The 23005-nt window shown below is 44.1% G+C and carries 24 protein-coding genes; 15 read left to right on the forward strand and 9 right to left on the reverse strand.

Going from position 1 to position 23005, the window contains the following annotated elements; all coding sequences use genetic code 11:
* Positions 1-100: 100 nt before the first annotated feature.
* The 8 genes from pcnB (at position 101) to ACVFI8_RS07080 (ending at position 6696) form a co-directional block, all read left to right on the forward strand.
* Positions 101-1441, forward strand: coding sequence for a polynucleotide adenylyltransferase PcnB (pcnB, locus tag ACVFI8_RS07045; protein WP_457873459.1), 1341 nt, complete (start codon positions 101-103; stop codon positions 1439-1441).
* Positions 1442-1443: 2 nt separating this feature from the next.
* The gene (folK, locus tag ACVFI8_RS07050) at positions 1444-1944 is read left to right on the forward strand and encodes a 2-amino-4-hydroxy-6-hydroxymethyldihydropteridine diphosphokinase (protein WP_248714154.1); all 501 of its coding nucleotides are present in this window, start codon (positions 1444-1446) and stop codon (positions 1942-1944) included.
* Positions 1945-2000: 56 nt separating this feature from the next.
* On the forward strand, positions 2001-2795 hold the full coding sequence (gene panB, locus ACVFI8_RS07055; protein ID WP_457873460.1) for a 3-methyl-2-oxobutanoate hydroxymethyltransferase: 795 nt from the start codon (positions 2001-2003) through the stop codon (positions 2793-2795).
* A complete protein-coding gene (gene panC, locus ACVFI8_RS07060; RefSeq protein WP_457873461.1) occupies positions 2796-3659 on the forward strand; it encodes a pantoate--beta-alanine ligase in 864 nt (287 codons plus the stop codon).
* Between the two features lie 10 nt (positions 3660-3669).
* Positions 3670-4050 (forward strand): aspartate 1-decarboxylase, encoded by a 381-nt coding sequence (panD, locus tag ACVFI8_RS07065; RefSeq protein WP_248714151.1) that lies wholly within the window; start codon positions 3670-3672, stop codon positions 4048-4050.
* 240 nt (positions 4051-4290) lie between these two features.
* Entirely contained in the window at positions 4291-4752 is a 462-nt protein-coding gene (locus tag ACVFI8_RS07070; protein ID WP_457873462.1) for a hypothetical protein, read from the forward strand.
* A gap of 17 nt (positions 4753-4769) precedes the next feature.
* The gene (locus ACVFI8_RS07075; protein ID WP_305883150.1) at positions 4770-5861 is read left to right on the forward strand and encodes a methyl-accepting chemotaxis protein; all 1092 of its coding nucleotides are present in this window, start codon (positions 4770-4772) and stop codon (positions 5859-5861) included.
* 1 nt (position 5862) lies between these two features.
* Entirely contained in the window at positions 5863-6696 is an 834-nt protein-coding gene (locus ACVFI8_RS07080; RefSeq protein ID WP_248714149.1) for a nitrate- and nitrite sensing domain-containing protein, read from the forward strand.
* Here ACVFI8_RS07080 and trmB read toward each other — a convergent pair.
* Genes trmB through hpt form a run of 4 tightly spaced genes read right to left on the reverse strand, consistent with a single transcriptional unit; the run spans position 6693 to position 9641 of the window.
* Positions 6693-7370, reverse strand: coding sequence for a tRNA (guanine(46)-N(7))-methyltransferase TrmB (gene trmB / locus ACVFI8_RS07085; RefSeq protein WP_248715585.1), 678 nt, complete (start codon positions 7368-7370; stop codon positions 6693-6695). The two genes, ACVFI8_RS07080 and trmB, sit on opposite strands and share 4 nt — an antisense overlap.
* Complete coding sequence (locus ACVFI8_RS07090) at positions 7367-8140, reverse strand: ABC transporter permease (RefSeq protein ID WP_248714148.1); 774 nt, start codon at positions 8138-8140, stop codon at positions 7367-7369. The genes trmB and ACVFI8_RS07090 overlap by 4 nt, the downstream gene beginning before the upstream one ends.
* Complete coding sequence (locus ACVFI8_RS07095; protein WP_248714147.1) at positions 8137-9054, reverse strand: ABC transporter ATP-binding protein; 918 nt, start codon at positions 9052-9054, stop codon at positions 8137-8139. Before ACVFI8_RS07095 ends, ACVFI8_RS07090 begins: the two co-directional genes overlap by 4 nt.
* 56 nt (positions 9055-9110) lie before the next feature.
* Complete coding sequence (gene hpt / locus ACVFI8_RS07100; protein ID WP_457873463.1) at positions 9111-9641, reverse strand: hypoxanthine phosphoribosyltransferase; 531 nt, start codon at positions 9639-9641, stop codon at positions 9111-9113.
* 293 nt (positions 9642-9934) lie between these two features.
* Between hpt and ACVFI8_RS07105 the strand changes: the two genes are divergently transcribed.
* Positions 9935-10552 (forward strand): TetR/AcrR family transcriptional regulator, encoded by a 618-nt coding sequence (locus ACVFI8_RS07105; protein WP_248714145.1) that lies wholly within the window; start codon positions 9935-9937, stop codon positions 10550-10552.
* 32 nt (positions 10553-10584) lie between these two features.
* Here ACVFI8_RS07105 and mpl read toward each other — a convergent pair whose 3' ends face one another.
* Positions 10585-11934 (reverse strand): UDP-N-acetylmuramate:L-alanyl-gamma-D-glutamyl-meso-diaminopimelate ligase, encoded by a 1350-nt coding sequence (mpl, locus tag ACVFI8_RS07110; protein WP_248714144.1) that lies wholly within the window; start codon positions 11932-11934, stop codon positions 10585-10587.
* Positions 11935-12002: 68 nt separating this feature from the next.
* Entirely contained in the window at positions 12003-12338 is a 336-nt protein-coding gene (locus ACVFI8_RS07115; RefSeq protein WP_457873464.1) for a hypothetical protein, read from the reverse strand.
* A gap of 46 nt (positions 12339-12384) precedes the next feature.
* Between ACVFI8_RS07115 and ACVFI8_RS07120 the strand changes: the two genes are divergently transcribed.
* The 4 genes from ACVFI8_RS07120 to ACVFI8_RS07135 all read left to right on the forward strand — a co-directional run bounded on the left by ACVFI8_RS07120 (position 12385) and on the right by ACVFI8_RS07135 (position 15303).
* Positions 12385-12621: a hypothetical protein gene (locus tag ACVFI8_RS07120; protein WP_457873465.1), complete on the forward strand. Its 237-nt coding sequence runs from the start codon at positions 12385-12387 to the stop codon at positions 12619-12621.
* A gap of 83 nt (positions 12622-12704) precedes the next feature.
* On the forward strand, positions 12705-13625 hold the full coding sequence (locus tag ACVFI8_RS07125; protein WP_457873466.1) for a hypothetical protein: 921 nt from the start codon (positions 12705-12707) through the stop codon (positions 13623-13625).
* 75 nt (positions 13626-13700) lie between these two features.
* The gene (locus ACVFI8_RS07130; RefSeq protein WP_248714140.1) at positions 13701-14243 is read left to right on the forward strand and encodes a YtfJ family protein; all 543 of its coding nucleotides are present in this window, start codon (positions 13701-13703) and stop codon (positions 14241-14243) included.
* A gap of 241 nt (positions 14244-14484) precedes the next feature.
* Positions 14485-15303: a TIGR03899 family protein gene (locus ACVFI8_RS07135; protein ID WP_248714139.1), complete on the forward strand. Its 819-nt coding sequence runs from the start codon at positions 14485-14487 to the stop codon at positions 15301-15303.
* Positions 15304-15384: 81 nt separating this feature from the next.
* On the opposite strand, the gene ACVFI8_RS07140 is transcribed toward ACVFI8_RS07135, so the two are convergent.
* Genes ACVFI8_RS07140 through ACVFI8_RS07150 form a run of 3 tightly spaced genes read right to left on the reverse strand, consistent with a single transcriptional unit; the run spans position 15385 to position 19623 of the window.
* Positions 15385-16137 carry a phosphoadenylyl-sulfate reductase gene (locus tag ACVFI8_RS07140; protein ID WP_248714138.1) on the reverse strand — a complete coding sequence of 251 codons (753 nt, stop codon included), beginning with the start codon at positions 16135-16137 and terminating at the stop codon, positions 15385-15387.
* Complete coding sequence (gene cysI, locus ACVFI8_RS07145; protein ID WP_248714137.1) at positions 16130-17833, reverse strand: assimilatory sulfite reductase (NADPH) hemoprotein subunit; 1704 nt, start codon at positions 17831-17833, stop codon at positions 16130-16132. Before cysI ends, ACVFI8_RS07140 begins: the two co-directional genes overlap by 8 nt.
* On the reverse strand, positions 17833-19623 hold the full coding sequence (locus ACVFI8_RS07150; RefSeq protein WP_457873467.1) for an assimilatory sulfite reductase (NADPH) flavoprotein subunit: 1791 nt from the start codon (positions 19621-19623) through the stop codon (positions 17833-17835). The genes cysI and ACVFI8_RS07150 overlap by 1 nt, the downstream gene beginning before the upstream one ends.
* A gap of 285 nt (positions 19624-19908) precedes the next feature.
* On the opposite strand from ACVFI8_RS07150, the gene ACVFI8_RS07155 reads away from it, so the two are divergent.
* Positions 19909-21663: a sensor histidine kinase gene (locus tag ACVFI8_RS07155; protein WP_457873468.1), complete on the forward strand. Its 1755-nt coding sequence runs from the start codon at positions 19909-19911 to the stop codon at positions 21661-21663.
* Entirely contained in the window at positions 21663-23003 is a 1341-nt protein-coding gene (locus ACVFI8_RS07160; RefSeq protein ID WP_457873469.1) for a sigma-54-dependent transcriptional regulator, read from the forward strand. The genes ACVFI8_RS07155 and ACVFI8_RS07160 overlap by 1 nt, the downstream gene beginning before the upstream one ends.
* Positions 23004-23005 lie beyond the last annotated feature (2 nt).

Here is a 23005-nt window from a genome sequence, read left to right on the forward strand (position 1 = left end):
TAAAAAAGCTATATTAGCGCCTTATTTTTCACCATGTTGATAATGCGCGCTCAAGGGGGCACCCATTTTACGCAAGCTAGCCAAAGTATATAAACGGATCATGCAGCCAAATTCTACTGAACCAGTAGCAATGCAGCAGCAAGTGATCCCGCGTGCCGAACACAATATATCCCGTCAGGACATCAGTGAAAACGCACTCAAAGTTTTATATCGTTTACACAAATCAGGCTACAACGCCTACTTGGTTGGTGGTGGAGTAAGGGATTTACTATTAGGTAAACAACCTAAAGACTTCGATATTGCAACCAACGCCACGCCAGAACAAATAAAGGCGCTATTTCGTAACTGCCGCTTAGTGGGTCGCCGTTTTCGATTAGCCCATATTTTATTTGGCCGTGAAATCATTGAAGTAGCAACGTTCCGTGGTCACCATGACAGCGATGCGGCCAATACCGAGTCTAAGCGCAGTGAAGAAGGTATGCTGCTTCGCGATAATGTGTACGGTAATGTTGAAGAAGATGCCGAACGAAGAGACTTTACCGTTAATGCGCTTTATTACAACATTGCCGATTTTTCAGTCGTCGATTTCGCCGGTGGAATCAGCGATATTGCCGATCGCCGCTTACAATTGATAGGTGATCCCGAAACCCGTTACCGCGAAGACCCGGTAAGAATGCTTCGTGCAGTGCGTTTCGCAGTAAAACTCGATTTCAGTATTGCCAAAGAAAGTCGTGACCCTATCGCACAATATGGCCATTTACTTAAAGATATTCCGGCAGCACGCTTATTTGAAGAATGCCTCAAGTTATTCTTAGGCGGTGACGGTAAAGCCACCTTTAAAATGATGGCAGACACACAGCTACTTTACCCGCTATTCCCGCTTCTCAAGCCCTTATTGCAACAATGGGACGAAGACTCGCCAGAGCTACGCTTTATGTTGATGGCATTAGCGAGTACCGACAAACGAGTACGCGGTGATCAGAAAGTGACCCCAGCTTTTGTTTTTGCAGCGCTGTTGTGGCCCCTATTAGAAATTAAAAAAGACGAGCTGCTTATCGAGCTGTCGTTGGGTGAACACGACGCATCAGCTATGGCGATGAATTGGCTACTGGAGCAACAATGTAAGAATGTCGCCATTCCAAAACGTTTTACTACCGGTATTCGTGAAATCTGGCAGCTGCAGGCACGCCTTGACCGCCGCTTTGGTAAGCGGGCCTTCCAAACTTTTGGCCACCCACGTTTCAGAGCTGCTTTTGATTTCTTGGAACTACGAGCTAAAGCCACGCAAGACAGCAAACTCCTTGAGCTAGCAGACTGGTGGCAACAATGGCAGCGCAGTAATGAGCAAGGCCGAAATACTATGGTTAGAGAGCTGAACAAAGCATCCGGCCGTAATAAGAGCCGCCGTAGAACACGCAAACCTAAAAAAACAGACAGTTAATAATGGTACGTTGTTTTATTGCCTTAGGCAGTAACCTTGTGGATCCCCTGAATCAAGCTATTGCTGCCAGACGCGCGCTGGCAGCTGAGCCCAACTTAGCCCTAGCGAGTTGTTCATCGCTGTATCAAAGCCGGCCTATGGGCCCGCAAGACCAACCAGACTATCTCAATGCGGTGTTGGAACTATACACCGACTTACCTCCTCTCGACTTGCTCGACCTAACACAAAAAATTGAACAGCAGCAAGGTCGTCAGCGAAAGAAAGAACGTTGGGGCCCGCGTACTTTAGACTTGGATTTATTGCTCTATGCCAACCAAACAATCAATAACCCTCGTCTAACTGTCCCTCACTATGGAATGAAGCAGCGAGAGTTTGTATTATTACCGCTTGCTGAAATAGCCGTAGATTTATGCTTGCCCGACGGATGTACAGTGCAAAATTTAGCAGAATCTATCGATAGTAATGGATTACAAATATTCAAACGCCCTGTTGAATGGGCTTAATTAGAAATATTAACTCAATAAATTTACACCCCAAACGGTGTAAACGGTAACCAACTATGAGCAGAATAACGGTTTCTCAATTACTAAAATTTAAGCAAAGCAACGAGAAATTCTCCTGTATCACCGCTTATGATGCGAGCTTTGCGTCTTTATTTGATGAGCTAGGCATGCACCTTCTACTAATTGGTGATTCATTAGGAATGGTGCTGCAAGGCCACAAAGATACCCTTGCTGTTAGCATTGAAGACATCGCCTACCATACTCGCTGTGTGGCTCGTGGTACCGAAAACACCATGATTGTGGCAGATATGCCATTTATGTCTTATGCCACACCAGAGCAAACTTATCATAACGCAGCCAAGCTAATGCAAGCGGGTGCACAAATGGTTAAAGTGGAAGGTGGTGAATGGTTAAGCGCAACGATTAAAGGCTTAGTTGAGCGAGGCGTACCTGTATGCGGTCACCTTGGGCTAACCCCACAATCAGTGCATCTTTTTGGTGGATATAAAGTTCAAGGCCGCACTGAACAGCAAGCGCAACAAATGTTAGACCATGCCAAGCAGCTTGAAGCTGCAGGCGTTCAATTGTTGGTACTTGAATGTATTCCAACTGCACTCGCTAAAACCATCACCGAAGCGCTAAGTATTCCGGTTATTGGGATTGGTGCTGGCAACGTCACTGATGGTCAAATTCTGGTCATGCATGATGCCTTTGGCATTAGCAAAGGCCATATACCTAAGTTTTCAAAAAACTTCTTGGCAGACAGTGGGGATATTCGTGGCGCAATTAGTAGCTACTTAGCCCAAGTAGCATCAGGCGAATTCCCAGGTGAAGCACAGAGTTTTAACTAAATGACCCACTTAGTAAGTAAACCGAATGAGTTACGCGCGGTTTTAAATAGCGTTCGCCAGCAGCAAGTTAGCATTGGGTTTGTCCCGACTATGGGCAATCTGCACCCGGGTCATATCGCCTTAGTGAAAGAAGCACAGGCGCATTGTGATTATGTGGTCGTATCGATTTTTGTTAACCCTATGCAATTTAACAATGCTGTAGATTTAGAAAACTACCCTCGCACCTTAGAGCAAGATTTGGCGGCTCTGTCGGCGGCGGGTGCCAATTTAGCGTTTGTACCAGAAGCTAGCGCCTTATACCCCAATGGCTTAGAACAAGAAACTAGAGTTCAAGTACCGGGATTATCTACCATGCTTGAAGGCGCGCTGCGTCCCGGTCATTTCGATGGCGTGTCTACCATTGTCTGTAAGCTATTTAATTTGGTTCAACCTAATGTTGCGGTCTTTGGTGAGAAAGATTTTCAACAATTAGCCTTGATCCGTAAAATGACCGAAGATTTACTTTTGCCGATTAGCATTATTGGCCTACCCACAGTGCGTGAGAGCAATGGCCTAGCAATGAGCTCTCGTAACAATCGGCTAAGCGCTGAACAGCGACACCTTGCCCCACAACTTGCCCAACACATGCAGTTAATGGCCACCGAGTTGCGCCATGATAATAGACAGGCCTTGCAAACTCGTACTAAAGCGCAACTTGAGCAACAAGGTTTTGTCTGTGACGGTATCGATATTGTTGATGCCGATACCCTTAAGCCATTAACTCAGCAATCACGCCGCGCCGTTATCCTTGTCGCAGCCTTCTTAGGCGAGGTAAGGCTAATAGATAATTGCGTGATTGAATTAAACCCAATTGTCGATCAATAGAGAGAAACTGATGCAAACCACTATGCTTAAAGGCAAGCTACACCAAGCCCGTGTTACCCATGCAGAATTGAACTACGAAGGTTCCTGTGCAATCGACCAAGATATTCTAGACCTAGCCGGTATTATCGAATACGAGAAAATCGATATCTATAACATTGAAAATGGTGAACGTTTCTCTACCTATGCTATTTCAGGAGAGCGAGGCTCAAAAATCATTTCAGTCAATGGCGCAGCAGCACGCCGTGCAGCAGTAGGAGATAGAGTCATTATTTGTGCTTATGTAGGCCTCAATAGTGAGCAAGCAGCAGCACACAAACCGTCGCTGGTTTACTTAAATCAACACAATGATGTAGTGAGAACCAGCAAAGATATCCCTGTTCAATTGGCTTAAGCCCAAAATAGTGCAGGAGATCCCAGGGCGCACCAATTTGGCGCGCTCATTTTATTTTCACTCATCTTTATCCCTCTCAACACCTGTGTTTTTAACAGTCGACACATAAATTTAATACGCTTGCTTAACAAGTGTGTATTAAGCCCGCCTAAATGACCTTTATTACTGCTTTAGCAAGGTAGTGGTTTGTTTTTTGCTTTGTTCAAAGGTGTATTTAACTTCTCGCACAGGAGTGTAGTCGTGCTGAGCTTATACCTGATTTTTTTCGGTCTACTGTTATTAGCGCTAATGCCTATTCCGGCTATAGTGAAAGCACATCGCCGTGTTGATAATCAACAATACTTAGAGCAAAACCAATTACTAAAGTCACTTAGCCAGATATTACGCAGACATTGGCGATTGCAGGCCCAGAAACTTGGCGACCCGTTATTCTCGCCCGCCGAACTCGAAAGTACCAAGGAGCAAATTGACGAAATATTAGTTTTGTTGAATGCTCAAATCAACTACCAGCCAAACCAACAGCTAGATGATCTAATGCTGCACTGGCAAGCCCTAAAAGGGTGTTTTCAGCTGTCTATGCTGCGTTATCACCACCAGCATATGTTAATGCTCTGCCAACATGCCCCTTGCTCACCTTTTAAACAAAAATATCAAAAGGGAACGGTCCTTGCTTTAGCTATAGGAAAAGATGATAGCCATTAAGACCACAAGGAGCGGATATGCGCAAAGCCTCCGCAATATTTAGTACATTGGTGATGAGTTACCTAGCACTGATTTGTTTAAGCTTGCTAAACACTCACAAGCATGACTACATTAATGCAGTTGCCCTAACTTGCTTAAGTATAAGTCTGACCATTGTTAGCCTGTACATTATCAATTTACTACTCAAACAAGTGCAACAGCCCGAACGAGTGCACACTAAGGGCCTCGCCGCTTATTTTTTTCAAGATACCCGTCACCAACAATTAGACATACTCAAGCTGCAACAACGAAAGGTATTACAACAACAAGATGCATTAGACGAAATTAACCATTGTTCAAAAGAATTATCTCTACAAGCACAATCGGTTGCTAGCGGAGCTATTCAGCAAGCCGATGCAAGCCAAGCATCGGCAAGTGCCGTAGTTGAAATGAGCGAAAGTATCAAAGACGTTGCAGAACAAGTAAAAAATGTTGCGCAAGCTAGCTCTGAAGCCAAGCAATTTTCAGAACAAGGGCAGCAAGCAACAGCAGCGGCCCTAGAAGTCACCACCGAGATGTTGGTTAAAGGGCAAGCCAGCCTCGAGCAGGTCACCTTGCTACATCAAAAATCTCATTCTGTCAGTGGCATTTCGAAAACCATTGAAGAGATAGCCGAGCAAACCAACCTGCTGGCCCTAAATGCCTCCATAGAAGCAGCAAGAGCTGGCGAGCACGGGCGAGGCTTCGCCATTGTGGCTAACGAAGTAAGAGACCTTGCCAATCGAAGCCGACAATCAGCCAATGAAATCAGCAATAGTATGAAAGACGTACAAACCAGCATTAATCAAGTCGTAGAACAAATCACCCAACTCACCAATCAAGCTCAGCAAATTCAAGCTACGGTTGATCACTCTCATCAACAACTGGGGGCGATTTATAATAAAAACCATGAGTTACAAGCACAAACAGAAATCATTGCCTGCAATAGCGAACAACAACATGCAGCCACAATCGAACTATCGGCTCATATCAACCAAGTAGCAGATTCTGCTCGTAGCAACACCGAGAGCGCAGAGCAAAGCGCCCATATTGCCAAGCACCTCAGTGTGTTAAGTCAGCAAGGAGCTTGATATGAATACCAGTGCCATAATCGCCGCCTGTATTGTAAGCTTGATCATTATTGGAGCCTGCATTTCACTGCTCATAACAAAGCGCCAAAACGCCCAGCAATACGCAGGCTTAGCGGCCTTAAAATTGTTAAAAGATCTGGTGGTAGCACTACAAAAACACCGAGGGCTCAGTTCAGCCATACTCAATGGTGATAAACAATCCAACGCCGAATTAGAGCGCCAGCAACAGCATATACATCGTTGTCAGCATAGCCTCACCGAAAATCGATTTATTTGCCAGCAAGCTCGCTGGGACAGTTTTCATCAACATTGGCCACGTTTACAACAAAACTGGCGCAGTAATAACCTTGAAAACAACATCGCCCAACACAGCTTGATGATTAAAAACCTTCTGTTCTTGGCCCAAGATTTAGCCACTTTTTACAGCTTGTCGAGCTTAAGTAAACAACACAAAAATATCGACTTCCTGTGGCATGAGCTGCTAGAGACTGCGGAGTCTATAGGCCAGGTTAGAGCCTTGGGCTCAGGCTTAGCTGCGGCTAAAAAGAGTACCAGTGTTGAAAGGATACGGCTGGCTTTCTTGCATAATAAAATAGGTCAAATTGACGCCAAATCACTTAATCATTTTGCCCATGTATTTGTGCCACAAGACTCTGCATATCAGTCATTATTAGAGCAACTACTGACTACCATTGAAGTCGAGTTGATCAATAAGCCGCAGCCTTCTATTTCAGTGAGTGACTACTTTCAACAGGCCAGTAATGTATTAGAGGGCTTATATCAGCTATTTGATGCAGGGATCGCTCACCTAGAGCAACAAAACACCAAACACTAGCCAACGAATTGCCTTAAGTAGCTACGCAGCTGCCAAAGCTGCTGGCCGCTGTTGAGATACTTACGCTCAAAGGCGGTAATCGGATTATCACTGTGGTACTGATTTAGCTGGCTAGTATGGCCAGCTAAGCGCAATGCAATTTGAAACTCTTCTAGGTAAGTTGACCAATTACTGCGTAACTCTAACTGCCCACCTAGTTTTATCATATAAGGGAATACCGCACTACCATGCCAACGTCGCTGTAAATGACGAGACTTAGGCCATGGATTTGGGTACAACACATAGTGATGACTAGGTTGCCAGCCAGCGTCACAAGCTAAACGCCAAAAATCATTCAGGTCCACCTGTAATAATTGGTAGTTTTGCCCTTCCTGATCAAAATGAGCATGATGCTTGGTTAAGCGGTGAGCTGATTTATCTAAACCAATCACGACCGCTTCTGGGTGAAGGAGAGCCAAGGCCGCAGTACTTAGCCCGGTACCGCAGCAGGAATCTAAAACAATTGGCCGTCCCAGCACTGAAACTTGTTTCTCAAGCTGCCTAAATGCATCTAAAGTATGCTGCTGATAAGGCTTTTGAAAAGGCTCGTTTAGGTGACGCAATACCACCTTTTCAAGTTTTTCATGAACACCTTGTTGATTAGAACTAACGCTGCGTGAGTTACCTTCCATTATGATCTCAACCCATAACCACGCTTAATTAAAATAAATGCCCAACTATATAGCAGCACAATAAAACCCAAAATCATGCTAAAGGAAAACCATAAAGACACATCACTGATGCCTAAAAAACCAAAACGAAATGCATTAACCATATAAACAATGGGATTAATCTGCGATACCCCCTGCCAAAAATCGGGTAGTAAGCTGATAGAGTAAAACACCCCTCCCAAGTAAGTTAAAGGGGTCAAAATAAAGGTCGGTATAATGCTAATATCATCGAAGGTATTGGCATAAATGGCATTAATTAAACCGCCTAGTGCAAATAATACGGAAGTGAGAAACACCGTTAAAACAATCACAGCAATGCTATGCAGCTGTAAGGGAACAAAAAATAGCGATACCATGGTAACAATAAAGCCCACCGATAAACCGCGCGCTACCCCTCCACCCACAAAGCCCAGAATAATAATGTAGTTAGGGACCGGGGCGACTAGTAGCTCTTCAATATTTCGCTGAAACTTACAGCTAAAAAATGATGATGCAACATTGGAATAGGAGTTAGTAATCACCGACATCATAATTAATCCCGGGACGATAAATTGCATATAACTATAGCCACCCATTTCACCGATACGAGAACCAATTAAGTTACCGAAAATAACAAAATATAAACTCATAGTGATAACCGGCGGCACCAATGTTTGCACCCAAATTCTGCCAAACCGAATAATTTCTTTAGTTAGAATGCTGCTAAGCGCGGTAGTGTATAAGGCTAGTTTCATGCTTTTCTTCCCTTGGCGACTAAAGTGACAAACAACTCTTCCAAACGATTAGCCTTATTACGCATACTACGAACTGATACCCCAGCTTCATCTAGCAGACGAAACACCTTATTTAAGCTCTGACTTTTCTCTACATCGACTTCTAAGGTATGGTCATCTACCAAGCGAGAAACGAAACCATCTAAAATTAGGGCCTGATGCCGACTCTCTATATCAAAAATAAAAGTCTCCAAATTAAGGGTTGATAATAGCCGCTTCATAGACGTGTTTTCGACCAGCTCACCCTTATCAATGATACCAATATTACGACATAGCATTTCTGCTTCTTCAAGGTAGTGAGTGGTGAGAATGATAGTAATTCCCTGGGTATTTAGCTGCTTCAGAAATGCCCACATTGAACGACGCAACTCTATATCGACACCAGCGGTAGGTTCATCCAGTATCAGCAACTTAGGTTCATGCATGAGTGCGCGGGCGATCATCAAACGCCGTTTCATGCCTCCTGATAACTCGCGAGCACGGGCATTGCGCTTTTCCCATAAATCTAACTGAGATAAGTACTTTTCAGCTCGCTGCATAGCTAAAGCGCGAGGAACACCGTAATAGCCGGCTTGATTGACTACGATCTGCAACACTGTTTCAAATTGGTTAAAGTTAAATTCTTGAGGAACCAAACCCACAAAAGACTTGGCGGCTTCTAATTCTTGGTCAATATCATGACCAAAGATTTTAACACTGCCCGCAGACTTGTTGACCAAGGAAGTAATTATCCCAATAGTGGTTGATTTGCCAGCCCCGTTTGGCCCTAGCAATGCAAAGAAGTCTCCTTGCTCGACCACTAAATCGAACCCTTTTACAGCTTGCACACCGCCAGCATAGGTTTTTTGTAAACCTTGTATTAATAACGCCTGCATAATCACAACTTTAATTGAAAGAAAAAAAATGGGCCCTTAGGCCCAGTTATATCCGCTTAATCCAGCGGTATCACTTTGCCTACATAAGGTAGATTGCGGTAGTACTGGTCAAAATCAAGTCCATAACCAATAACGAACTCATCAGGAATACTAAAACCGACCCAATCTACTGGCACTTCGACTTCTCGACGTGAGGGTTTATCTAATAACGTACAGATAGCCACGCTATTAGGCTCTCTTAAACTTAGCATCTCTCTCACTTTGCATAAGGTGTTACCCGTGTCGATGATATCTTCAACGATGATGACATCACAGCCTTTGATATCATCATCTAGATCCTTAAGTACTCGGACATCACGCGTACTGACCATACTGCTGCCATAGCTAGAGACAGTCATAAAGTCGAGCGTCAGTTTACGGTCGATTCTACGCGCTAAATCAGAGAGGAAAATACATGAACCGCGCAGCAAACCCACTAACACTAATTTGCGTTCAGTAGGATAGGCAGCATTTATTTCTTTGCCTATTTCTGCAACTCGTTCAGCAATTTTTTGTTCGCTGATCATTTCTTCTACGCGATGTTTCATAATTTGGACCTATTGATAGCTGCTTTATCAGCAATTTGTTACCGAGTATGAATGTCAATTGACACTTAAATATACAGAATATCAATGCATTAACAAAAAAATCATTAGTTACTTATATCAGTAACTATTAATTGGCTTGTAAATACACTATTATTCAATTGAAGGTATCTGCATGTTCGCATTTAAGCGAACGCCATATTTTAGATGATTTTCACCTAAAATGGTAAGCAACAAATGCCTCTTAAAAATAATAATTTTAATATCAATTAAAATAACAAACGCGAGAATAACTTATGCAAACTAGCACACTAAGACGCCGTACCCGGCTGTCGCCGGAAGTCCGTCGTAAACAACTTATGCAATGCGCTGTTGAAATCTTTGCCCGTCGCGGTATTGGTCGTGCAGGTCACGCCGAAATTGCTGAATTGGCCAATGTATCGGTAGCCACTGCCTTTAACTACTTTAATACCCGCGAAGACTTGGTTGACGCGGTACTGTCTGAAGTAGAGCAAACCATGTTGGGTCTAGTTGAACAAACTTACCCTTCTGATGAGAACGCAATCACTGCCGTTCAACATCACTTATCTGCACTGGTCGAATTAGCCTACACAAACTCAGATATCATTCATATTTGGTTAGAGTGGAGCTCGTCGGTTCGTGAAGATGTTTGGCCGCGTTTTAGCGCAGTAATGGCCAAAATCAATCAACAGATTGGTGAAAGCATTCAAGCAGGTTTCGATAATAAAGAAATTAGCAGTGCATTGAATGCCCTTCAAGCGGCGCAAGCGATTAACGCAGGATTATACTTAGCGGTTCAAATGATGAACCGTCCAGATAGTCCTGAGCGTCAAGAAGTGGTTGACTTCCTTAACGACTTTGTACTTTCATTATTACGCCCACCGGGCCAGTAGTACAGTACAAAAAAGGGCCTCACGGCCCTTTTTTATTGTTTCAGCACGGCGCCAAGCTTAGCGTGGATCCCCTCAAAGCCACCATTACTCATCACGAGTATTTGATCTCCAAACTCAAGCATTTGCTGCACTTCTGCAACAATTTGCTCTACCGTTTGACAGACTTTGGCTTGTTTAAGTTCAGCGGCAACATCAGCTATATATTGATTTTTTTCATCGGGTTGAAACAAAAACACCCTGTCAGCTGCTTGTAAACTCTCTGCTAATCTGTCTTGGTGAACGCCCATTTTCATGGTGTTAGAACGCGCTTCGAGTATGGCGATAATACGTTGTTGGCCGACTTGTGCCCGAAGGCCAGCTAAAGTACTACTAATAGCGCTTGGATGGTGAGCAAAATCATCAAATAGCCGCACACCATTAACCTCAGCTAATAATTCTAAACGACGCTTAGGCGGAAGAAATTTTTGCAAGCTCTCTATAGCTAAATGTGGCAATACGCCAACGTGTCGAGCCGCAGCTATCGCCATTAATGCATTTTCAGCATTATGCTGACCGATTAACCCCCAGCTTAGTTGCCCTTGTTCCTCTCCATTTAACGTAACATTTAGCTCACTGCAATCGCTCTTCAAGGCATGCCATTGCCACGCCTCTCCAGCGCCAGTTTGCTCCAAATCTGACCAACAACCTTGCGTCAAGACCTGCTGAATAGCCGAGCTACCTTTGGGCGCAATCACTCTTCCTGAAGAGGGAACAATGCGCAGTAAGTGGTGAAACTGCTTCTGAATCGCAGCAAGATCGTCGAAAATGTCTGCATGATCGAACTCTAAGTTATTTAGCACCAAGGTTCTTGGTTGATAATGAACAAACTTAGAACGTTTATCAAAAAAGGCACTGTCGTATTCATCGGCTTCCACAACGAAAAACGGCGTTTCACCTAAGCGGGCCGAACCAGAAAAGTTACGCGGCACCCCTCCTATTAGGTAACCAGGAGACATTCCGTTATCTTCTAATATCCAAGCTAACATACTGGCGGTGGTGGTTTTACCGTGAGTGCCTGCGACAGCCAATACCCAGCGCTGCGGCAAAATAAATTGCTTCAACCACTCAGGTCCCGAACAATACTTAAGTCCTTTATCAAGAACATACTCAACACAAGGGTTGCCTCTACTCATTGCATTACCCACCACCACTAAGTCGGGCGCGGGGTTTAACTGGGACGGATCGTAGCCTTGGATCAGCTCGATACCCAGCGACTCAAGTTGAGTGCTCATTGGAGGGTAAACATTGAGATCACTACCAGTAACTCGCATGCCAGACTCTCTGGCCAGCATGGCTAAACCACCCATAAAGGTGCCACAAATACCTAAAATATGAATATGCATAAAATACTAATTTTTCGAGACTAAAAATCAGCGCTTAGGATAGCACTTAATACGGTAAAAATTAGCGGCTATTGCTCAATTCGAGGACTTGTTTTTGGCTCAGAGAGCTCAATATACAACTGCTGCTGTTGGTAACGATAGGGGCGATACCAATTTAAACCACATTGATAATCGCCATTTCTAGCGACAATGCACCCTACTGGTAATTGCCGGATCCATTGCAAATGGGCGTCTGCCCGCACTTGCTCTTGCCACTGTATTTGTTGCAACAATTCTTTTTTTAGCTCAAAAATGTCTATCTTATTTGGGTCAGAGCTTTTTTGTACAATAACTGGCCCAGCATCAACGTGGCTGACGATAGCCACCCACAAAACCAAACCGTAAACTAGTCGACTAGCCATCATTTTATCATCTACAATGAGAACCCCCTTAAACTTTAGGTGATAGCTGATGATTAAGCACCTTGTTATTTTGTTTTTTACATTTCTTATAATGGCTTGCAGCCAAGAACCAGCCGTAACTTTAGGTGCAGATGGCATCTGTGAAGAACCTCGCCCAGCAATGTGTACCATGCAATACGACCCCGTTTGCGCTGAAACATCTGGTGAACTCAAAGAATATGGGAATGCTTGTTCAGCTTGTGGTGATCCAGAGGTAAAAAGCTACCAGCTTGGCACATGCCCATAGTAACAATTAATTAACAAAATTTAGTAATTTCGCCAAATACTGCTATTTACTTAAGTACACGCTAAAAGTTTTGAGAGGCGTTTATGTATCGTTTAATAGCTATTTGGCTTTATTGCTTGAGTATTGTTTTTGCGACGACTTATGCCTTAGCAATATCTAATACCAGCAACCTTGAAGAGCCGTCCTTCTCTGGCGAGTGGCATTGGCCTGATACTCAAGGCAACTATCAGCAGCTAAATGTACAGTTTTCAGAAAAACTGCTGGCTGAATCAGAAACCGAAACCTTTAAAATAAACTACAGCCTGACCTACCCTTCTCAGGCTATTAGTGCTTATTTGAGCCCTAGGCTTGAGCACGCCATAACCATGATTAATCAATATGTGGCCGACCCTGATACACGTATTGATGACATGCTAAGTGCCCTGAAAAATGGCGATGATAGCCCCTCATCCAGAATGCTTTGGGACGCATATAAGCAATATACTCAAGACGCATTTCGTCATTTAGGCTTGCTTCCATGTGCCCACCCACAAGGTGCTGAGTACCCGTGTGTACGGCCTAACTACTCGCAATTGTTCTACCAAAACCGAACCAGAATACTTCCCGTGGTAGAATCGTTTAGTAAACAAACCGACCTTAACCGTTCTTTAGCAGAAGCGCAGGCATGGTTGGTCACCATTCCCATTAAACAAGAAAATACCTTTAGTTTTTCACCGCCGATCAGTGTACTTAAAGATAACCTTGCCGATAGCGATGAACGAGCACTGCTGCTAGCGGTGGTGTTGAGCGAGTTGGCACCCAATTACCCTATCTATATGGTGTACCCTGCCAGCAGCGTAGGCAGTGCATCTCCAGCTTGGCTTACCATTGACTCGAGAAGTGGTATTGAAGGGCCTACGATAATGATTGATCAGCAAGCCCACACCTTGGTTTCAGGCTCACCAAGCTTAATAAAAGAGATGTTGCTCGCAGATGTGGCAATGATTAGTGACGCCCTCTATTAGTAGATGTTGATTTTTTGTTATAAAGATTAGACAGGTCTGACCTGAATAGTCTTGCTAATACGAAAGGATACTACTGTGAAACATCTATTATTGTTGCTCGGCCTACTACCCGCTTGGGCGATGGCATTAAACATAAACCCAGGTACAAGCCTACCCGCTATCACCATCGAGAATACCGGTGAATTACTGTTAGATAAAGACGACATCAGCTATCAAAAATGGAGCAGCGAACAACTCACCGGTAAAGTTCGCTTGCTGCAAGTGATGGCTGGGCGTAGCAGTGCAAAAGAACTGAATGCGCCAATGATTGAAGCAGTGAAACAGGCTAAATTTGCAGAGACAGCCTATCAAACCGTCACCATTGTTAACCTAGATGATGCCATTTTTGGCACCTCTAGTTTCGTTAAAAACAAGTTAAAGAAAAATAAGAAAGACTTCCCACAAGCTAGTTTTGTATTAGACAAAAAAGGCAAGTTATTTGATTTGTGGAAGGTACAGCCGAAATCATCGGCGATCATTTTACTTGATGTTAATGGGCAAGTATTGTTTGCAAAAGATGGAGCCCTGAACGAGCAAGACATCAACCAAGTGATCCACTTGATTGAAACGAACATTTAAATTATATAGGCGTAACTAGCGTTACGCCTATTCAAACATCGTCATTAGTACCAATAAACTAAGTAAATACACACTCATCAGTAAGGTTAATACCTTATGTCGCTTGGTCCATACGGTAAGGTTTTTTAACACAACTACCTCCCTTCTTCACCGTTAACCTAAATTTAACACTTTTAACAATGAATGCAAACTTGCTTTATCGTCGAATCCTCAGTAAAAAGAACTAGCGAGGGAGTATCATATGTCTGACAAACCAATTATCGAGAACAAAAGTAGCCCAGTTGAAAACACCTCTGTGCAACTTGCTAAATTAGCAAAGCAACGCGGCTTAGACGCATTACTGCAGCAAAGTAAGCCCAGTTCAACCTGGTCTCAACGGGCTCAAGCTCGTGCGATAGTCGAACATGCGACCCAGCAAAAAAATCTGGAAAAAATCATTTATTTTGCAATGCAAAAAACCAGTGAGGAAGAAGTCGGCAATGAGCCTGATGCTGATTGGATGACTGAATTCTTAACGCTGGCGAGCAATACCCAAGTGAAATCTATGCAGATATTATGGGCTGATATTCTTAGCCAAGAGTTAATGACCCCAGGGAGTTACTCTGTAAAAGCCTTACGTACACTAAAATTAATGACGCAAAGAGAAGCCCAATGGTTTCAATCCGCTTGTGAACTGAGCTCTATAATTGGTGGAGAAGCCAATAATAAAATCATTACTGGTGTTGTCAGGCCCACCAGCAGCCTTGGCTTAGTAAGAGCAAAACTCGACAAAGTGAGTCTTGGCCAACATCGAATGCCATATCATCACATATTACAGCTCACTGAATTAGGCTTATTGTTTGATCGAGAGTTAGAGATCCGCCCCTCAGGGCACCATGAAACGCCGCTTGTACACGGTTCTACCCATTACCAGCTGCGACCACGGTATAAAGGATGTAAATTGATTTATCATCGTTTTACGCCAATCGGAGATGAGCTGGCAAAGCTTATTACTAAACAGCCCATAACAGCATACCAAGAAAGTTTAGAACGACTACTGCAGACTTACTTTGAAGGGTAATAGAATGATTTATCGCTCTACCTTTGCATTGTAACCACAAAAAACGCGGCCTGAGCCGCGCTTGATAGAAACAGTAAGCGATTAAATGCCACTTCCCGCCACTTCTTCATGAATACCACACTCACGTTTCAGACCAAAGAAGCGAGTATCCTCTTCGTTCATACCAGCCTGCAGCGGTTGTGAAGTTTGCACATCACCCACCGATACATAACCTTGATCCCAAAGAGGGTGGTAAGGCAAGTTATGCTCTTTCAAATAGTAATGCACATCCTTATTGGTCCAATCAATAATTGGTAATATTTTGAAAGCACCATTTTGAATCTGTAATACTGATAAGTCAGCACGGGTTGACGATTGACTACGGCGCAAGCCCGAGAACCAGCTTTTCACACCTAAATCTTTAAACGCGCGCTGCATAGGCTCAACCTTGTTTAGGCTATTATATTGCTTTAAGCCTTCAACTCCCTGCTCCCAAAGCTTACCAAAACGCGCTTCTTGCCAGGCGTTGGATTGCTTCGCCTGATAAACTTTTAAGTTTAAGTTTAACCGCGTAGTAAGCTCATCGATAAAGCGGTATGTTTCCGGAAACAAATAGCCGGTGTCGGTTAATATCACCGGTATATCGGGTTTGATCTGCGTCAGCATGTGCAAACTCACCGCCGCTTGAATACCAAAGCTAGAGGTAAGAACCACTTGTGGAGGCAAGTTATCGAAAGCCCAAATAATACGTTGCTGGGCAGTCATCTCTTCAAGCGAACTATTTATCGATGACAACTCGGCATTTCTTAACTCAACAGGGAGCAGCAGTAACTGCTCCAAATCTAAGCTAGTCATGAAAATCCCTAGCGCTTACTTTGACTTCAGCGACGATACCAACGCGAATTACAAAGTCACCAAATGCTTCATCTTGCTCACGTTCCTTCGACCAGCGGGCAATCAAACCGTCAAATTCTGACAAAATTTGTTGCTCACCAATGCCCTCTAAATAGAGCTTAGGAATACGCGTTCCGCTTTGGTTACCACCTAGATACAGATTGTACTTACCCGGGCCTTTACCCACTAATCCCGCTTCAGCCAACATAGACCTGCCACAGCCGTTAGGGCAACCCGTTACCCGTAAAATGATGTGTTCGTTGCTCATATCATGCTTAGCCAGTAGCTGTTCTACGTCATCGACCAAACCTGGTAAATAACGTTCTGCTTCTGCCATTGCCAACGGACAAGTGGGAAATGCCACACAGGCCATTGAATTAAAGCGTTGTGGGCTGTGCCCATCGTCAATGAGTCCATGCTCACGGGCAATTTTTTCAATCTTGACTTTGTCTTTTGCCGCTACGCCAGCCACGACTAAGTTTTGGTTAGCGGTCATGCGGAAATCACCCTTGTGAATTTCAGCAATGTTGGCCACACCCGTTTTTAGCGCTTTTTCTGGGTAATCCAACAACCGACCATTCTCAATAAATAGGGTGAGGTGATGTTTGCCGTCGATACCCTCAACCCAACCAATACGGTCACCCCGCGAGGTAAACTCATAAGGTCGGCTAGCTTCAAAGGTGATCCCAGCACGTTTCTCTACTTCTTGCTTAAAGGTATCGATACCTACGCGATCGAGCGTGTACTTGGTTTTGGCATTTTTTCGGTTAACTCGGTTCCCCCAGTCACGCTGGGTTGTGACTACCGCCGCTGCCACCTCTAAGGTTTTGTCTAATGGCACAAAACCGAAATCGTCAGCACGACGTGGATAGGTAGATTTATCACCATGAGTCATGGCCAGACCACCGCCCACCAAAACATTAAAGCCTACCAATTTGCCGTCTTTAGCAATCGCTACAAAGTTTAAGTCGTTCGCATGAACGTCAATATCATTGCTTGGCGGAATAACCACTGTAGTTTTAAACTTACGCGGTAGGTAGTTCGAGCCTAAAATCGGCTCTTCTTCACCACCTTCAACCTTTTCACCATCTAACCAAATTTCGGCATAGGCGCGAGTTTTAGGCAATAGGTGTTCACTAATCTTGGTCGCCCATTGGTAAGCCTCTTGATGCAGTTCGGATTCAACCGGATTGCTCGTACAAAGTACATTCCGATTAACATCACCAGCGGTCGCGATAGAATCGATGCCAATACTATTCAGCGTTTGGTGCATCAACTTAATGTTGGGCTTTAATACTCCATGAAACTGAAAAGTTTGACGAGTTGTTAAGCGAATGCTGCCGTACATAGTGTGGTCTGCAGCAAATTTATCAATAGCGAGCCATTGCTTTGGTTGAATAATCCCACCAGGCATACGGGCACGTAACATAACGTTATGTAGAGGCTCTAGTTTTTGCTTAGTACGCTCGGCACGAATATCACGGTCATCTTGCTGATACATACCATGGAAACGAATTAACTGGAAGTTATCAGCTGTAAAACCACCGGTAATACGATCACTTAAGTCAGCTTCTATGGTGCCACGCAGTAAGTTACTCTCTCGCTTTAGGCGCTCATTATCCGACAACTTGCCTTCAACAATTAGGTCCGAACTCATTAGTAAACATCCTTTTGGTAACGCTTAGCACTGCGTAACTGTTTCAAATACTCTTCTGCTTGCTCTGGACTCTTAGCCCCTTGCTCAGCAATAATCTCTAGCAGGGTTTGATGAACATCTTTAGCCATTCGGTTGGCATCACCGCAAATATAGAGATGCGCGCCTTCTTCTAGCCATTGATAAACGTCAGCTGCATTTTCTTTCAAGCGGTCTTGAACGTAGATCTTTTCCGCTTGATCGCGTGAAAAAGCCACATCAAGCTTGGTCAATAAACCCGACTTTAGATAAGCCTGCCATTCTGTTTGATATAAGAAATCTTGAGTAAAGGTTTGGTCTCCAAACAACAGCCAGTTTTTGCCGGTCGCATCGCTGGCATCACGTTGTTGTAAGAAAGCTCTGAACGGCGCGATACCTGTTCCAGGGCCAACCATTATGACTGGCGTATTTGGGTCACTTGGCAAGCGAAAGTTATCATTATGTTCCACAAATACCTTAACCGTAGCACCTTCTTCAGCACGCCCACCTAAGAAACCAGAAGCCCCACCTAAACGCAGCTCATCGCCTTTTTGATAACTCACCACACCTACCGTTAAATGTACTTCTTCTTCCACTTCAGCTTGAGCAGAGGCTATAGAGTACAAACGTGGTGTGAGTTTGCGTAAAGCATCAACAAAATCTTGAGCGTCGACTTTAGCTTTCTTTTCAAGTAATACATCAATCACCTGATGGTTAGCTGCATAGTCGCGCAGTTTGTCTTTATCGGCCACCACCGTTTGTAACTTTTTGCTCGCTGACCAGTTAGCCCAAGCTTCCACAAATGCACCACTTGTTTGAGTGATTTCAAGCTTTTCTGTTAACGCTTCACTTAAGCTAAACTCTTGATCGTCAATGCTTACTCGCTCATCTTCTTTCAAGGCGAGGCGCGTTATGATCTGCTTAACTAAATGCTTATCGTTTTCAAACCACACTCCTAGAGCATCACCCACTTGGTATTGAAGCCCTGAGTCACCTAAGTCTATTTCTACGTGGCGAACATCTTTAGCAGAATCTCTACCCGTTATTTTTTGGCTAAGACTTAACTCGGCAGCATAGGGGTTTTTCTTATTGAACTGGCTCGCGGCTGGAGCATGAACAGGAAGATTAACCACAGAACCACTTGGTTCTGCCGCTAAAGTTTGCTGTATTTGCTCAAGTGCTTTTGCTGTCCAGCTGTCAGCGTCTTTATCGTAATCAACATCACAATCAACTCGCTCACAAACTCGCTCTGCACCAAGAGCGGCTAAACGCTCATCAAAGTCTTTACCCGTTTGGCAGAAAAACTCATAGCTAGAATCACCAAGCGCCAATACGCTATATTTCAAGTTATCCAGTTTGGGCGCTTTTTTCGACGCTAAAAATTCGTGAAACTCAATAGCATCATCAGGCGGCTCACCCTCGCCGTTAGTACTCGCTACAATCAGTAAGTGGGTCTCATTTTTAAGACTCTTGGCTTTATAGTCAGAAACATTTACCAACTCAGCATGAATATCCTTAGCCAACGCCGCCGCTTTCAACTCTTCAGCTACACCTTTGGCGTTACCGGTTTGGGAAGCGTACAGAATGGTTAGCTTGCCCGCAGGCTGTGCTTGTGTAAGAGGGGCTATTTGCCCTGCATTTTGCCCCACTCCAGCAAGGTAGCCACTTACCCACGCTAACTGAGTTACCGATAGCTCGGCCGTAGCCTGTTGCAGCAGGTTAACCTGTTGCTCAGACAATGGGCTAGCCAATGACGAAAGTTCCTTTAACAGCATTTTATCGCACCCTAGAATCACAATTGACGCTAGTCTACCCAAGCATTGGTATCGACAATAAAGAATAAAACGGGCTTTTTTATAACCATAGGGAATATAAGCAACTCAAAACAGGAAAAGTAGCGTCGGCATTTTCACTATGTGACTAAGTAGCCAGCAAAAAGCATATTTTTCTTTTAAGCTGAAATATCCAATCAATCTACTTAGTGAGCTATGGAACAGCGCCTAACAAACAGAATTCCGCTTGGACAAAAATTCATTATTATATTGGCTTGGTTCGCGCTAATGCTGATAGCTGCTTTAGTGGCGCACTATCAGGCAGGACTAGAGCGTCAACGCCAGCTATTAGAAGAAAGTCAGCGTTTACAACGCAGCATCCAGCACGAGTTAAACCGATTTCGAAACTTCCCAAAGGTATTAGCGGTACAGCAACAATTAGTAGACGGATTAACTCACGTATCGAGTAACGATATACGCCACCAGCTCAACCTTTATTTGCAGCAAGTCAATCAACTACAAGGTAGTGATGTCACCTATCTCTTAGATATAGAAGGCAATACGCTGGCCTCTAGTAATTGGCAAAGCAGCCACTCTTTTGTTGGCAGTAGTTATAGTTACCGGCCTTATTTTCAAACAGCGATATTGGGGAAATATGCGCAATACTTCGCTTTAGGTTCACGCTCGGGGGTAAGGGGGTATTACTTTTCAGCCCCGGTCTTCAAACAGAATGCTGTTATTGGGGTTTTAGTGGTTAAAGTCGCACTTAACATTATCGATAAAAGCTGGCGCGATCCTAACTTTGAATATTTGTTAACCGATAAACACGGTGTCGTGTTTTATGCCTCTCAAGCTCATTGGTTATATAACAGTATTAAGCCACTGGCTGATTCACTGCGACAACAACTAATTAATTCGCGTCAATACGGCGATTACCTTTTACCTAACATTGCAGAGAACTTACAAGAATCAAGCATCAATTTACCCGACTATAATGGTAAAAGGTCAGATTACATCAGTACGAGTAGAGTTCTGCCTACAGCTGGTTGGCGTCTCTACGCCTTATCTAAAGACAGAGGTTACACTCGAGAAATTGGCGAAGCATTGTTGTTAAGCTCATTGCTTTATTTCGGGCTTATTTTGCTCTATTCATATTGGCGTCAGTTACAAGCTGGGCGCCGCTTACAAACTGAGATAAACCAGCAGTTAGAAATTAGGGTTGAGCAACGCACAGCCCAACTCACCACCACTAACCAGCAACTTCAGCAGGCCATTGACGACTACCAGCGTACTGCAAACACACTAAAAAAAACCGAAGATGAATTAGTTCAAGCCGCCAAACTAGCCACCTTAGGCGAGCTCTCTGCGGGTATCAATCACGAGCTAAATCAGCCGCTCACAGCAATGCAAAGTTACGCTGAAAATGCCTTACGCTTCCAGCATAAACAGCAATATGAACAGGTCACGAGTAACCTTCAAGACATCGTAAAGCTCACTACGATGATGAGCAAAATGATCGCTAAGTTTAAAATTTTCTCTCGAAAATCCTCCGGGCAAACCAGTGCTGTATCCAGTTCCACATCGATTAACGCGGCGTTGTCAATTTTGGCCAACCGCATTGTACTCAACAATATAAAAATAGAATTCAGTGGGCTTGATGAACAGTGGGTCAAGGCTGATGCTATTCAGCTTGAGCAAGTGCTAATAAATTTAATTAACAACGCCATTGATGCTTTAGAGCTGGTAGATAGTCCCATCTTGGGGATTCGCCAATACAAAGATAACAACTGGCAATGCATTGCCATTTGGGATAATGGCGCCCAGTTAAGCGAAGAGCAACTAACAAGAATTTTTGAGCCCTTTTTCACCACCAAGAAACAAGGACTCGGACTAGGCATGGCAATATCAAAGCGTTTAGTCGAATCCTTTGACGGTCAACTCACAGTCAGCAATTTGGTTGATACTGGCCCAGAATTTGTCATTAAATTACAAGCGCAAGTACCTCAATGTTTTAAGTCTTCTATTAAGCCACAGGGGGAATAGTGAAAGCACCCGTAATCATCATTGACGATGATCCAGACATCCTTCGATCGCTAGGCCAAACACTCGAGTTAGAAGATTATACCTGTTTAGCCTTTGACAATGCCGAACAAGCCTTAACGCAACTCAAGGAGAATTGGCCAGGAGTCATCATTTCAGACATTAATATGCCCGGTTTAGGTGGCTTAGAAATGATGCAGCAAGCTCACCAAATTGACGCCGACTTACCGATCATCTTACTGACCGGTCATGGGGACATTTCGATGGCGATTAAAGCGATACGTGATGGCGCTTATGACTTTCTGGAGAAACCGTTCTCTACTAGCCACTTATTAGATGTATTGCAACGCGCCTTAGATAAACGGCGGCTGACCATTGAAAACCGTGAATTGAAAGCAGAGTTAGACGCGCAAAGTGGTCCCGGCCCTCGCATATTAGGTTCAACACCCGCTGTTGCCCGCCTCCGCAAAATTCTCAGTCATATCAAAGATACCCCCGCTGATGTCTTAATTAACGGTGAAACAGGAACCGGTAAAGAATTGGTTGCGCGTTTTTTACATGACCATAGCGTACGAGCTAAGCATCCTTTTGTAGCAATTAACTGCGGGGCTGTCCCCGAAACCATGATTGAAAGCGAGTTGTTTGGCCATGAAGTCGGTGCTTTTACCGGCGCGCAGAAAAAGCGAGTTGGCAAAATAGCCTTTGCCAATAATGGTACTCTCTTCCTAGATGAAATTGAAAGCATGCCGATGGCCTTGCAAATAAAGCTTTTGCGGGTACTAGAGGAACGCAGTGTTGAACCGCTGGGAAGCAACCAAGTAATCCCACTCAATTTACGGGTGATTGCCGCCACCAAAAGTGATTTAAAGCATTTAGGTGAGCAAGGTGAGTTTCGCAGCGATCTTTATTATCGCCTCAATGTCGTAGAGGTCTATATACCTGCACTACGCGAGCGCTGTGAAGACATCCCTTTATTACTTGAAAACTTCTTACGGGTAGCAGCCGCCCGTTACCAACTAAATAGCCCGGAGATCAGTCAGCAGCGCTTATCAGAGCTGGTGCAACACAACTGGCCAGGCAATGTACGAGAATTGCGTAATCTGGCCGAGCGTTGGGTACTAATGGGGGAAGACGCGGCTTTTAACGAAGCGCAAAATGACCAGCAAAGCTTAAACTTGGCGGAGCAACTTTTTCGCTTTGAGCGGACCTTATTGCAAGACGCACTGCATCGCCACAAAGGTCACCTAAAAGCGGTCCAAGAAGAACTGCACATTGGCCGTAAAACCCTTTATGAGAAAATGAAAAAATACCAACTCGATAAAGGTGACTATAAAAACCATTAACA

This window comes from Agarivorans sp. MS3-6, assembly GCF_054112545.1.